16 protein-coding genes are annotated in these 12644 nt (G+C 53.7%); 5 read left to right on the top strand and 11 right to left on the bottom strand.

Annotation, left to right across the window (positions count from 1 at the left end):
* Nucleotides 1-10: 10 nt before the first annotated feature.
* The 3 genes from ACLJQJ_RS12245 to ACLJQJ_RS12235 all read left to right on the top strand — a co-directional run bounded on the left by ACLJQJ_RS12245 (nt 11) and on the right by ACLJQJ_RS12235 (nt 3105).
* Nucleotides 11-730, top strand: coding sequence for a DUF2884 domain-containing protein (locus tag ACLJQJ_RS12245; RefSeq protein WP_063808832.1), 720 nt, complete (start codon nt 11-13; stop codon nt 728-730).
* Nucleotides 731-918: 188 nt separating this feature from the next.
* Nucleotides 919-1965 (top strand): L-asparaginase 2, encoded by a 1047-nt coding sequence (gene ansB / locus ACLJQJ_RS12240; RefSeq protein ID WP_000394188.1) that lies wholly within the window; start codon nt 919-921, stop codon nt 1963-1965.
* Between the two features lie 132 nt (nt 1966-2097).
* Nucleotides 2098-3105, top strand: coding sequence for a DUF1202 domain-containing protein (locus tag ACLJQJ_RS12235; RefSeq protein ID WP_000252198.1), 1008 nt, complete (start codon nt 2098-2100; stop codon nt 3103-3105).
* A gap of 91 nt (nt 3106-3196) precedes the next feature.
* Here ACLJQJ_RS12235 and hemW read toward each other — a convergent pair whose 3' ends face one another.
* From hemW to ACLJQJ_RS12210, 5 genes are read right to left on the bottom strand one after another with little or no spacing between them, the layout of a single operon-like run.
* The gene (gene hemW / locus ACLJQJ_RS12230) at nt 3197-4333 is read right to left on the bottom strand and encodes a radical SAM family heme chaperone HemW (protein WP_063808831.1); all 1137 of its coding nucleotides are present in this window, start codon (nt 4331-4333) and stop codon (nt 3197-3199) included.
* A complete protein-coding gene (locus ACLJQJ_RS12225) occupies nt 4326-4919 on the bottom strand; it encodes an XTP/dITP diphosphatase (protein ID WP_063808830.1) in 594 nt (197 codons plus the stop codon). The genes hemW and ACLJQJ_RS12225 overlap by 8 nt, the downstream gene beginning before the upstream one ends.
* Nucleotides 4920-4926: 7 nt before the next feature.
* Nucleotides 4927-5217, bottom strand: a complete 291-nt coding sequence (gene yggU, locus ACLJQJ_RS12220) for a DUF167 family protein YggU (RefSeq protein ID WP_001277203.1) — start codon at nt 5215-5217, stop codon at nt 4927-4929.
* A complete protein-coding gene (locus ACLJQJ_RS12215) occupies nt 5214-5780 on the bottom strand; it encodes a YggT family protein (RefSeq protein WP_001094848.1) in 567 nt (188 codons plus the stop codon). Before ACLJQJ_RS12215 ends, yggU begins: the two co-directional genes overlap by 4 nt.
* A gap of 18 nt (nt 5781-5798) precedes the next feature.
* The gene (locus tag ACLJQJ_RS12210) at nt 5799-6503 is read right to left on the bottom strand and encodes a YggS family pyridoxal phosphate-dependent enzyme (RefSeq protein WP_000997812.1); all 705 of its coding nucleotides are present in this window, start codon (nt 6501-6503) and stop codon (nt 5799-5801) included.
* Between the two features lie 17 nt (nt 6504-6520).
* On the opposite strand from ACLJQJ_RS12210, the gene ACLJQJ_RS12205 reads away from it, so the two are divergent.
* Together ACLJQJ_RS12205 and ACLJQJ_RS12200 are read left to right on the top strand one after the other, a co-directional pair.
* Nucleotides 6521-7501, top strand: a complete 981-nt coding sequence (locus ACLJQJ_RS12205) for a type IV pilus twitching motility protein PilT (RefSeq protein WP_063808828.1) — start codon at nt 6521-6523, stop codon at nt 7499-7501.
* 131 nt (nt 7502-7632) lie between these two features.
* Nucleotides 7633-8319 carry an IclR family transcriptional regulator gene (locus ACLJQJ_RS12200; RefSeq protein ID WP_063808827.1) on the top strand — a complete coding sequence of 229 codons (687 nt, stop codon included), beginning with the start codon at nt 7633-7635 and terminating at the stop codon, nt 8317-8319.
* Between the two features lie 46 nt (nt 8320-8365).
* Here ACLJQJ_RS12200 and ruvX read toward each other — a convergent pair whose 3' ends face one another.
* The 6 genes from ruvX to ACLJQJ_RS12170 all read right to left on the bottom strand — a co-directional run bounded on the left by ruvX (nt 8366) and on the right by ACLJQJ_RS12170 (nt 12636).
* Nucleotides 8366-8782, bottom strand: coding sequence for a Holliday junction resolvase RuvX (ruvX, locus tag ACLJQJ_RS12195; protein WP_001285491.1), 417 nt, complete (start codon nt 8780-8782; stop codon nt 8366-8368).
* Nucleotides 8782-9345 carry a YqgE/AlgH family protein gene (locus ACLJQJ_RS12190; protein WP_001053171.1) on the bottom strand — a complete coding sequence of 188 codons (564 nt, stop codon included), beginning with the start codon at nt 9343-9345 and terminating at the stop codon, nt 8782-8784. Before ACLJQJ_RS12190 ends, ruvX begins: the two co-directional genes overlap by 1 nt.
* 215 nt (nt 9346-9560) lie before the next feature.
* Complete coding sequence (gene gshB, locus ACLJQJ_RS12185) at nt 9561-10508, bottom strand: glutathione synthase (RefSeq protein ID WP_023232636.1); 948 nt, start codon at nt 10506-10508, stop codon at nt 9561-9563.
* A 19-nt stretch (nt 10509-10527) separates the two neighbouring features.
* Entirely contained in the window at nt 10528-11259 is a 732-nt protein-coding gene (gene rsmE, locus ACLJQJ_RS12180) for a 16S rRNA (uracil(1498)-N(3))-methyltransferase (protein ID WP_001222488.1), read from the bottom strand.
* A 76-nt stretch (nt 11260-11335) separates the two neighbouring features.
* Nucleotides 11336-12043: a deoxyribonuclease I gene (gene endA, locus ACLJQJ_RS12175; protein WP_023232637.1), complete on the bottom strand. Its 708-nt coding sequence runs from the start codon at nt 12041-12043 to the stop codon at nt 11336-11338.
* A 95-nt stretch (nt 12044-12138) separates the two neighbouring features.
* Nucleotides 12139-12636: a SprT family zinc-dependent metalloprotease gene (locus ACLJQJ_RS12170; protein WP_000856775.1), complete on the bottom strand. Its 498-nt coding sequence runs from the start codon at nt 12634-12636 to the stop codon at nt 12139-12141.
* Nucleotides 12637-12644 lie beyond the last annotated feature (8 nt).

The raw sequence follows: 12644 nt of genomic DNA, 5'->3' as shown, positions 1-12644 counted from the left end.
AGGGAAAGTTATGATGCGCAAAACGCTGCTGGCGACAGTGCTAACGTTTACGGCGATGGCCGCTCATGCAGATTACAAATGCAGTGTCACGCCGCGTGACGATGTGGTCCTGAGTCCACAAACGGTGCAGGTGAAAGGTGAAAACGGCAACCTGGTGATCACGCCGGACGGCAATGTGATGTACAACGGTAAGCAGTACACCCTTAGCGCCGCGCAGCGCGAGCAAGCGAAAGATTACCAGGCGGAGCTGCGAAGCGCGCTGCCGTGGATTGATGAGGGCGCCCGATCGCGCGTCGAAAAAGGCCGCGTGGCGCTGGATAAAATCATCGCTAAAGAGGTGGGCGAAAGCAGCAACATGCGTAGCCGTCTGACGAAGCTTGATGCGCAATTAAAAGCGCAAATGAACCGCATTATCGAACATCGTACGGACGGCCTGACGTTCCACTATAAGGCTATCGACCAGGTGCGTGCCGACGGTCAGCAGTTGGTGAATCAGGCGATGGGCGGTATTTTGCAGGACAGCATTAACGAAATGGGCGCCAAAGCGGTGCTTAAAGGCGGCGGCAATCCTTTACAGGGCGTGATGGGCAGTCTCGGTGGTTTGCAAACCGCTATCCAGAACGAATGGAAAAACCAGGAGAAAGATTTCCAGCAGTTTGGCAAAGATGTCTGTAGCCGCGTAGTGACCTTAGAAGATAGCCGCAAAGCGCTGGTTGGCAGCCTGAAGTAATCTTTCCTTTTTAAACAATGGCGCAGATCGTATCTGCGCCTTTTTATTCTGTTTTTTCCTGCATTTTGTTATCCATCTCTAAAAAATACTCTCTGTTGGATATATATCGCTGGTTAATCGTATGACATCACATTATTCGTCTGCAATATAGGGATAATGCGACCAGTTGACATAACTGGAGATATAACATGGAGTTTTTCAGGAAAACGGCATTAGCTGCTCTGGTAATGGGTTTCAGCGGCGCAGCGTTCGCTTTACCGAATATCACCATCTTAGCGACCGGCGGAACGATCGCTGGCGGTGGTGATTCAGCAACAAAATCAAATTATACGGCAGGTAAAGTCGGCGTCGAAAATCTGGTGGATGCCGTTCCTCAATTGAAGGACATTGCGGTAGTGAAAGGCGAGCAGGTCGTTAACATTGGCTCGCAGGATATGAACGATGAAGTCTGGCTCACGCTGGCGAAAAAAATCAATACCGAGTGCGACAGCACCGACGGTTTCGTGATCACCCACGGTACTGATACGATGGAAGAGACCGCTTATTTCCTCGATCTGACCGTGAAATGCAATAAACCGGTGGTACTGGTCGGCGCGATGCGTCCTTCCACGTCAATGAGCGCAGATGGCCCGTTCAACCTCTATAATGCGGTAGTAACAGCGGCTGATAAACAGTCTGCCAACCGCGGCGTGCTGGTGGTAATGAATGATACCGTTATGGACGGACGCGACGTCACTAAGACCAATACGACTGACGTGGCGACGTTTAAAGCGGTTAACTACGGCCCGCTGGGTTATATCCACAACGGTAAAATTGACTACCAGCGTACGCCAGAGCGTAAACATACCACTTCCACCCCGTTCGACGTGTCGAAGCTGACCGCGTTGCCGAAAGTCGGTATCGTTTATAACTATGCGAATGCGTCCGATCTGCCGGCAAAAGCGCTGGTAGACGCGGGTTATGACGGGATCGTGAGCGCAGGTGTGGGTAACGGCAACCTGTATAAAACGGTCTTTGATACCCTGGCGACCGCCGCGCACAACGGTACGGTAGTGGTGCGTTCTTCACGTGTGCCGACTGGCGCAACCACGCAGGATGCGGAAGTTGACGATGCAAAATACGGCTTTGTCGCTTCCGGCACGCTGAACCCGCAAAAAGCGCGTGTCTTACTGCAACTGGCGTTAACCCAGACTAAAGATCCAAAACAGATCCAGTCGATGTTCAATCAGTATTAAAGATAATGCCCCGGTCGGAAGGCCGGGGCTATCTTTGGAAGACCTCTCGCACAACCAACACTATTATCTTGCTAATTATCATCCTGGTTATGATAATTGTGGGCGTCATGTCTCTGGACGGGAGGTCCACAAGTGGTTCGACAATGGATTGCTGGCGCAGCGCTGTTTGCCCTGATTTCAGGCTATAGCTGGGCAGAGGTTGCTCAACCCTCCGATAACATCTTAAAAGAACAGTTTAGTAAGCAGTACCACGGCATACTTAAACTGGATTCCATTACCTTAAAAAATCTTGATTCGACGGGCAATCAGGCCACCTGGTCTGCCGAAGGGGATATTTCTTCCCGTGAAGATATGTATACCGGCGTTGGTATGGCGGCGGATTATTATTTTGTTGAAAAAACCTGGACCAAAGATCGTCCCGTTAAATTTTCTGCCATGTTAACCAGCAAAGGGACGCCAGCTTCTGGCTGGACGGTGAGCTATTACTCATTACAAATGGCAGCCAGCGATCAGGGCCGGGCTATTGACGACATTAAAACGAATGATAAATACCTGATCGTCAACAGCGATGACTTTAACTATCGGTTTGGCAACATTGAAGCCTCCTGGCGTGCGCAGAAAGCGTCGATCCCCGGTCTTGAAGAACAACTCTCTGCCCTGGATAAGAAAATAGCGGTAGCTAAAAAAGAAGCGGACGCATATTGGGGAAAAGGCGCTGATGGGAAACCGTTGACCCGCGCCGAGGCGTTTAAAAAGACGTTAAAAGAGCGCGATGATTATGTAAAAGCCAACGATAGCAGCGTATATGCCGAGAAATACGAAAAAGAGGTCTATCAACCGGCATTAGACGCGTGCCGTAAGCAGAGTGAGCCGTGCAATGAAGCGGCTATTCAGCAGAAAAGAGATTTAGACATACACGAGCAACGGCGGCAGGTATTTTTGAAATCAGAAGAGCTGCGTCGAAAAGCGCAGAATGACTGGATAACGTTAGAGAAAGGACAATATCCGCTGAATATAGCGGTACAGAAACTTCAGATGCAACAGAGTGATATCCGCATGAAGATCATGGATATTAATGACGGTTACGAGCGCTGGAAAAAAGATACCGACGATTTGCGTCGTAAAGGCGTTATTAAATAATGCGCTTGCCGGCGGCACATTAACCGCCACAGGTCGGTAAGCGTCGCGCCATCAGGTATTTTACCCGCTGGCGCTACAGGCTTATTCCTTGTTATTCCGCGAGAAACAACTCAAGAAGAGAGTTTAAAAACAGTTTACCGTGCCGGGTAATCTGCCAGTATTGCTCGCATTCGGTCAGATAGCCCTGGGCAATAGCCTCGTCGATTGGCTGACGAATAACCGCTTCCGTAAGCCCGGTATAGTCGACAAATTCGGCGCGAGGCGCGCGCTCCAGCAACCGAAAACGATTCATAAAGAACTCAAAGGGTTTATCGTCATCACTCACGTCACGCTGGCTTTCCAGGTAACGTCCCTGCATATAACCGCGTGGGTGACGGGTTTTGGTGGTGCGCAAGATCCTGCCGCCCGGGAAGGTGACTTTACCGTGGGCGCCGCAGCCAATACCCAGATAGTCGCCAAAGCGCCAGTAGTTCAGATTATGCTGGCACTGATAACCGGGTTTGGCATAGGCCGACGTTTCGTATTGCTGATAGCCCGCGGCGGTTAATAACTGGTGGCCCTGCTCAAAGATATCCCACAGAGCATCATCGTCCGGTAAAACCGGCGGACGCGAACCGAACAGAGTGTTGGGTTCAATCGTCAATTGATACCATGAGAGATGCGGCGGATTAAGCGCAATCGCCTGTCGCAAATCGTTCAGCGCCTCTTCCAGCGTTTGGTCCGGCAATCCATGCATCAAGTCGAGGTTAAAGCTGCGTAGCCCAAGCCCATTTGCCAGTCTTGCTGCCCGCATCGCCTCTTGTGGACCGTGAATACGGCCAAGACGTTTCAGCTTAGGCTCACTAAAGCTCTGCACGCCAATGGAGATCCGGTTTACGCCGGCGCGCTGATAGTCGATGAAGCGGTCGGCTTCGACCGTGCCGGGGTTCGCTTCCATGGTAATTTCCGCATCCGCCGCCAGATTCAGGCGCGCACGCACGCCGTCCAGCAGCGTTTGCATCGCCGGCCCGGAAAGCAGGCTTGGCGTACCGCCGCCAATAAAAATGGTCTTTACTTCACGCCCTTGCGCCCAGACGACGTCGGCATCCAGATCGTTTAACAGATGCTGGACGTAGTCGTCATGCGGCACCTCGCCCTTCAACGCATGGGAATTGAAGTCGCAATATGGACATTTTTGTACACACCAGGGAATATGAATATAAAGACTGAGCGGCGGTAGTTTAGCCATTGCGTAACGCATCCAGCAGCAGCTTGAGCGCTTGTCCACGATGGGAAATCGCGCTTTTTTCTTCACGGGTCAGTTCTGCGGCGGTTTTGCCTTCAGACGGTACGAAGAAAATGGGATCATAGCCAAATCCGCCATTTCCGGCCGCCTGGCGAGTAATGATGCCAGGCCAGCTACCGTGACAGACTATCGGTGTGGGATCTTCGGCATGACGCAAGTAAACCAGCACACAATGGAATCGCGCCTGGCGTTTGTCGTCCGGAACATCCCGTAGAGTATGCAGCAGTTTTTCCAGATTTTGCTGATCTGTCGCGTTTTCGCCAGAATAGCGCGCGGAATAGATACCCGGCGCGCCGCCTAAAACGTCAACGGCCAGACCGGAGTCATCGGCAATGGCGGGCAGACCGGTCATTTTAGCGGCATGGCGCGCTTTGAGAATCGCGTTTTCAATAAACGTTAGGCCGGTTTCTTCCGCGGAGTCAACGCCCAGTTCCGTTTGCGCTACCACATCAAGCCCAAAATCGCTTAACAGCGACGCGAGCTCGCGCACTTTACCGGCGTTGCCGGTTGCGAGAACAACTTTTTGCATGGAATACCTACTCAGTTAACGCCGCAATTTCCGGCGGGATCTGTTGCGGGTGAATAATTTTTACCTGTTTGTGACGGCCCAGCTCGCCTTTTTCGATGACGATCTGACTTTTCGCCACGCGAAACTGTTTACCGAGAAACTTGATCAGATGGCTGTTTGCCTGACCGTCAACCGGCGGGGCGGTAATGGCGACTTTCACCTCGTCGCCATGTAAGCCCACAATACTGTCGCGGCTGGCTTTCGGCTGAATATAAAGCCGTAACACCAGACCGTCTTCGCAGCGAGTCACAGCACTCATAGCGCCATCCACAGCCCCGGCAGCAACATGTTGCCTGTCGCTTGTAAGACTTCAGCGATCCCCATATTAACGACATACAGTAGCAGCACCAGAACCATCGGCGAGAAGTCGATGCCGCCCATCGCAGGCAGTATACGGCGAATCGGGCTGAGCAGCGGCTCGGCAAGCTGAATCAATACATATTCAATCGGGCTACGACCCTGGCTCACCCAGCTCATGATAGCCATGACCAGCAGCACCCAGAAGATCAGCAGGCCGATTGTTTTAAGCAAGATAAGCACCGCGGCAATCCAGATAATCGCCTGAAACGTAATTACCTTAAACAGCACTATCGCCTTAATAACGCTAAGAATAAACGCCACCAGCAGGGAAGCGCTGTCAATCGGCCCCATTGGCGGGATAATACGACGCAGCGGTCCGATGATGGGCTGCGTAATTTTCACCACGAACTGGGAAAAAGGGTTGTAAAAGTCACAGCGGGCCCACTGCATCCACACGCGCAATAATAGCACCATGGTATACAGCTCAATTACCGTTGAGAGCAGGAAGGTCAACGTATTCATGGCGTTCCTCAGTTTTCCTTAATTTTTTGTGTAATCACGAGCACCAAAGATAGCGGTGCCGATGCGCACCATTGTGCTACCTGCCGCAATCGCGGCTTCCATATCGTCGCTCATACCCAGAGATAAGGTATCAACGTCAGGGTAGCGCGCTTTCAGCCCGGCAAATGCTACAGCCATTTGACGTGCGACTTCAAACTGCCTTACATAATCTGACTCTGGCGCCGGGATCGCCATCAGTCCGCGAAGCCGCAGACGCGGCAGTGTTGCCACCGCCGCGGCCAGCTCATCCAGTTCCGCCAGCGGAATGCCTGATTTGCTGTTTTCATCGCTGATATTAATTTGGATCAGAACATTTAGCGCCGGCAGATTATCCGGGCGCTGTTCGCTCAGCCGCGAGGCGATACGCAGGCGATCGATGGTATGACACCAGTCAAAATGCTCGGCCACCAGCCGACTTTTGTTGGACTGTAAAGGGCCAATAAAGTGCCAGTGCAGGCCTTCCACTTTCGCTTCCTGAAAGTGGCGGATTTTTTCCACCCCCTCTTGTACATAATTTTCACCAAATGCCCGTTGTCCGGCGGCAATGGCTTCTGCGATGTCGCTCGCAGGTTTGGTTTTACTCACTGCAAGCAACGTAACTTCTTCTGAAGAGCGGCCGCAACGCGTCGCCGCGGCGGAGATTTTGTCCCGGATGTATGCCAGGTTATGCGCGATATCGTTCATTTTCCGAGGATGTTTATATGAATATGGAAGAAATTGTGACGCTTAGTGTAAAGCATAACGTCTCGGATCTACACCTGTGTAACGCCTGGCCTGCGCGATGGCGCAAACAAGGACGCATGGAGAACGCGCCTTTTACCGCGCCTGATGTCGACAGGCTTCTGCTTGATTGGCTTAATGATGCGCAACAATATCAGTGGCGAACGCACGGCCAGCTTGATTTCGCCGTCTCGCTGTCTGGCACGCGGCGCCTGCGCGCCAGTGCGTTCACACATCAACAGGGAACGTCGCTGGCGCTACGGCTATTGCCCGAGCGTTGTCCTGATCTGGCGGAAATCCAGACGCCGCCGATAGTACCCGCACTGCTTGCCAGCGAGAACGGACTGATTCTGGTCACTGGCGCTACTGGCTGCGGGAAATCCACCACGCTGGCGGCGATGGTGGGACATCTTAATCAACATGCCGATAAACACATCCTGACGCTGGAAGATCCTATTGAGTACCGTTACACCAGCAAGCGTTGCCTGATACATCAGCGGGAAATCGGCCAGCATTGCGCCACTTTTGCCGCCGGGCTGCGCGCGGCGTTGCGTGAAGATCCCGATGTCATTTTGCTGGGAGAACTGCGTGACAGCGAGACCATTCGCCTGGCGCTGACGGCGGCGGAAACGGGGCATCTGGTACTGGCAACCCTGCATACTCGCGGCGCGGCGCAGGCGGTGGAAAGATTAGTGGATAGTTTTCCGGCGCAGGAAAAAGAACCGGTACGCAGTCAACTGGCGGGTAGTCTGCGCGCCGTACTATCGCAAAAACTGGAGGTCGACAGACAGGATGGGCGCGTGGCGTTGTTTGAATTACTGATTAATACGCCAGCCACAGGGAATTTGATCCGTGAAGGCAAACTCCATCAGTTGGCCCACGTGATACAAACCGGGCAGCAGCAGGGGATGATGACATTCGCCCAGAGCGCGCAATGGCGTCAGGCGCAGGGACGGCTGTAGCGAACATGGTGGCGTAGGGGGGTTGTAAAGTGTTGACTGGCGCGGTGGATTGAACGGCATGCAGGCTTGTATCCTGGCGAACCGGCGTTAAAATCGCAGCTTTGTTAAAACCACAGCGAAGCCATTTAACGATGTCATCACAACCGAATCAAAGCCTGATAGATGGCATTCGCTGTCTGCAATATCTGGTTTCCAGCGACCGTGCTATCGGATGTCGCGAGCTTGCCCGGCTGATGGATATTAATACCACGCGCGTTAATCGCCTGTTAATGACGATGGCCTCTATTGGACTCACGATGCAGGATGAGCACCGACGCTATTTACCCGGGCCAGGCATTCATGCTTTGGCGGCGCAGGCGATTCGCGGTTCAGCGCTGTTCTCCCATGCGTTGCCTATCCTTGAGCGCCATGCGCCCAGAGACATCGTGGTGGCATTAGGCGTGCTATGGGAAGACCAGATTATCTATATTTATCACTCTAGGCCGGGTTCGCAGGGAAGTCAGGCGTTGGCGGGGTTTCGTATGTGCCCGGCCTGGCAGTCGGTAACAGGAGTGGCGTTACTGGCGGCAGAAAGCGATGAGGCGCTAATGCAGCGTTTTACTCCGGAGCAGTGGCGTAATCTGGCGCCGCATGTGGCGCAGCAGCGCCAGCGGGGATACGTGCTGTGGCATCACGCTGATGGTGAAGTTTCTATGGCGCAACCGCTAGACAAGCACGCCGCAGCGCTGGCCTTTGCGGGAATGTGGCGGATTGATGAGGCGGAGGCGGCTGCGCGTTTACAGGCGTTGAAGGCATTAAACCAGCTTATTGCCCAGTAAGCCTGGCAACCGTGACCGCGTTATCCGCCTGCTGACAAAAACGGCTTTAATACCCCTGTTCAAAATAGCTTTCGAGGATAATCACGGCGGAGGCTGAGTCCACTTTGCCTTTGTTCAGCGCGCGATACCCACCTCGTTCAAACAGACCGGAGCGTGCTTCAACGGTGCTGAGTCGTTCATCGTGCAGCGTGACAGTTACCCCGAAACGCCCATGAATACGGTTAGCGAATTTACGTGCGCGCGCCGTCAGCGGTTGTTCAGTGCCATCCATATTAAGCGGTAGCCCGACAATAATTTCGTCTGGCTGCCACTCTTTCAGCAAACGTTCAATGAGCGTCCAGTCGGGCGTGCCGTCCTGTGCTTTGATTGCCGGAAGCGGACGGGCGGTGCCGGTAATGCGTTGTCCTATTGCAACGCCGATGCTTTTTGTGCCGAAGTCAAAGGCCAGTAAGGTGTCGCTCATCAGGCGTGCCCCGCAACGCCAGGCATGGTCAGAATATCAATGCCAATAAGTTTTGCCGCTTCGCGCCAGCGCTCGGCAATGGGCGTTTTGAACAAAATATTGAGATCGGCGGGCGCGGTAAGCCAGGCGTTATCAAGCAACTCTTGTTCAAGCTGGCCTTTATCCCAGGAGGCGTAGCCCAGCGCGACCAGCACATCGGAAGGCTGTTGTTGGGTTCCTAACGTTTCCAGCACATCGCGGGAGGTGGTAATCACGGTATTGTCTGAGATACGAATGCTGGAGGCGAAACGTGACGGCGGAGTATGGAGAATAAATCCGCGATCTTCCGCCAGCGGGCCGCCGAGCATCACGGCTTTATCAAGACGAATTGCCGAATCGCGCGGTTCCGGCGTAATTTTTAGTTTTTCCAGAATCCCTTCAATTTGCAGATTTTCCAAAGGTTTATTAACAATAATCCCCATAGCGCCGTCCTGGTTGTGCTCGCAAATATACACCACGGAACGGCGGAAAATCGGGTCCTGGAGCGCAGGCATGGCAATAAGAAAGTGATGCTGTAAATTCATTGTCAGAGGTTCTGTTTCCTGGTTCAAAAAAACGACAGCGTTCAGTATGTGGGGAAAGCGGACGGTTGTCACTCATATAAGCCGTCTTTTGCCAAAGGACGGCGGCCTTATCGGGCAATAGATTGCCGGATGGCGATGCTGATGCGCCGCCTTATCCGACCGGGGCGGCGTGATTGCTCAGGCCCGGTAAGCGCACGCCACCGGGCAATAAACCTTTACTTCGCCAGACGCGCTTCGATGGCGTCCATCAACATCCCGGTGATAGAGATCGGGTATTCCGCTTCAATTTCACGCACGCAGGTTGGGCTGGTCACGTTAATTTCCGTTAAGCGGTCGCCGATAATATCCAGACCGACGAAAATAAGCCCTTTGGCTTTAAGCGTCGGCCCAACGCGGCGGGCGATTTCCCAGTCGCTTTCGCTCAACGGACGGGGTTCGCCGCGACCACCAGCCGCCAGGTTGCCGCGGGTTTCGCCGCCCTGCGGAATACGCGCCAGGCAGTAAGGCACCGGCTCGCCGTCGACGACCAGGACGCGCTTATCGCCATCTTTGATAGCGGGCAAATAGTTCTGTGCCATGCAGTAGCGGTTGCCCAGCTCGGTCAGCGTTTCGGCAATAACGCCTATGTTAGGATCGCCTTCCTTAACGCGGAAAATGGACGCGCCGCCCATACCGTCCAGCGGTTTCATAATGATATCTCCGTGCTTTTCCCAAAACGCTTTGAGCTGCGCTTTATTGCGCGTTACCAGCGTTTCCGGCGTCAGGTCGGAAAACCAGGCAGTATACAGTTTTTCATTACAGTCGCGCAGGCTTTGCGGTTTGTTGACGATCAGCGTCCCTTCCTCTTCAGCGCGTTCCAGAATATAGGTCGCATAAATAAACTCGGTATCAAACGGCGGATCTTTGCGCATCAAAATGACGTCCAGATCGGCGAGTTTAATCTCCTGCTCGCTGCCGAACTCGTACCATTTATCGTAATTTTGCTCCACGCTCAACGTTCGCGTGCGGGCGCGGGCTTCGCCGTTAATCAGATAAAGGTCGGCCATCTCCATATAATGAAGTTCATAACCACGACGTTGGGCTTCCAGCAGCATAGCGAAACTGGTGTCTTTCTTGATGTTGATGTGTGCGATGGGGTCCATCACGATGCCGAGCTTGATCATTATTTTCTCCGTTAACGCTTCATCCTAAGTCGCCAAAACGCACCTGTAGCGCGGTAATGGCGGTGAGCGCGGTTGTCTCAGTACGCAGAACGCGAGGTCCTAACAGAATATCAGTAAACTGATAGCGCGCGGTCATCGCGATTTCGTCCGCCGACAGCCCGCCTTCCGGGCCGATCAGCAGTCGGACGCGTTCAACCGGCAGCGGCAGAGTGTTGATGCTGGCATGGGCGCGCGGATGAAGATTGAGCTTCAGCCCGGAATCTTGCTCGGCGCACCAGGCTTCCAGCGCCATCGGCGGGCGAATTTCCGGCACCCGGTTACGCCCGCATTGTTCGCAGGCGGCGATGGCGATCTTCTGCCACTGCTGGCGCTTTTTGTTCAGACGTTCATTATCCAGTTTAACGCCGCAGCGCTCAGAGAACAGTGGCGTAATGAGGCTTACACCCAGTTCGATCGATTTCTGGATAGTAAATTCCATTTTTTCACCGCGCGACATCACCTGGCCCAGATGGATATGTAGCGGCGATTCACGATCGTCGATTTCGCCTTTCATCACTTGCACTTCAACGCTTTTCTTACTGGCGCTAATGATTTCAGCATCGAATACCTGATTACTGCCGTCAAACAGCTGTAACGCTTGTCCCGGTCCCATGCGCAGTACACGACCAATATGGTTGGCCGCATCTTCGCATAACGAAATCTGCGTACCGGACGTCAACAATTCAGGGTGATAAATGCGGGGAATACGCATAATAAAAAAATCCGCGTCATGGCCCCGGCGTTTGGCTATCCAGGGCATGGGTTAACAAGAATCCCGCTAGTGTAGGTTAGCTCTTTCGCGCCTGGCAAGCGCGTTGCACATAGGGATTATGATTACCCTGGACCTTCGCGATACGCGCATCGCGCTCGCACTCCCAGGCGGTAACGGGGTACTGCTTATCCCAGACGTTAAAAAGCTGCGTTTGTTGGCGGGAAAGTTTCAGTTGGTATTGGTCGCGCATATAAAAATAAGTGCGGGCGATTGCGCCACGGGCGCGGGCGGGCGGCTCGGCGATTTTCGCTTTAAAATCCACTTTCATGGCGCATTGCCCGTATTGACCTTCGCCGCCGTTCCACTGGCTATACATAAAGTTGCCGCGATCGCCATTCACTTCGCCAATCGCGGGTTGCAGGTTATGCATATCGCTTTCCATTTTGCGGTAGACCGGGTCTTTAGCGCAGTTTTTTCGCCCGCCGTCCTGCCAGCACTGGCGCTGATGACCGAATTGCCAGGCGGGGACAACGTGCTCCCACTCAATGCGTCTGGCGCGATTCTCGTTTTTACGCACCTTATAGCCGCAGGACTCCAGGTCTACGACGCCTTTTTTACCCTGCCAGCGGATTTGGCACCCGCAGTAAAAGCTGCCGGGCGCGTCGGCATTGACTTTGACGCTCGCTGCTTTGGCCTGAGAAAAATTGTTAATGCCATCGGCCAGGGCCTGGCCTGAAAACGCTGCGGCCAGCAACACAGCGGCAAAAGAGAAATTACGGTACATTGCACACTCCATAGCAAAACGAGCCCGCAACGTAACGAAAGTTGTGTCTGTATGCAATCAGTCCGCTCAGGAAAGTTCCCGGACGTTTCGGGAAACTACCCGGCGACCAGTGGTTCGCCGCAGTGAACGCAACGATAAACCGCTTCGCCGCGTACTACGCGGTTATGACGGCGGACGGTGAGTTGATGTTGCTGGCATTGGCAATGGTAGGGAAAGGTATTGCGCCGTACGGATTGCAGCGCAAATTGATGAGTACGTCTGGCCGGAACGCCCAGCACGCTTTCCATCATCCACTTCCATTCCTTGCCATGCGGAGCCTTGCGTCCGAAGTGCTTCCACACCAACAGATGCGCCAGTTCATGCGGCACGACCTCTGCTATAAAGGTGTCGATGTTTTCCAGCAGTAACACCGGGTTGAGGCGGATTTCGTAGCTCTCCAGCCAGGCGGTGCCCGCCGAGGTGCCGCGTTGCGTATACACCAGTTTCGGCTCCGGATAATGTCTATCGAGCTTGAGGTTCGCCTGGGCGAGGTTTTCCCGCAGACGGCGCATCACGGCCTGCTGGATAGCGATAGGGAGACGAGGGGTTTTCATAGCGGCAG

It is taken from the genome of Salmonella sp. SAL04202 (assembly GCF_046550775.1).
Classification (GTDB): domain Bacteria; phylum Pseudomonadota; class Gammaproteobacteria; order Enterobacterales; family Enterobacteriaceae; genus Salmonella; species Salmonella enterica.
This window is presented reverse-complemented; position numbering and strand designations above follow the sequence as displayed.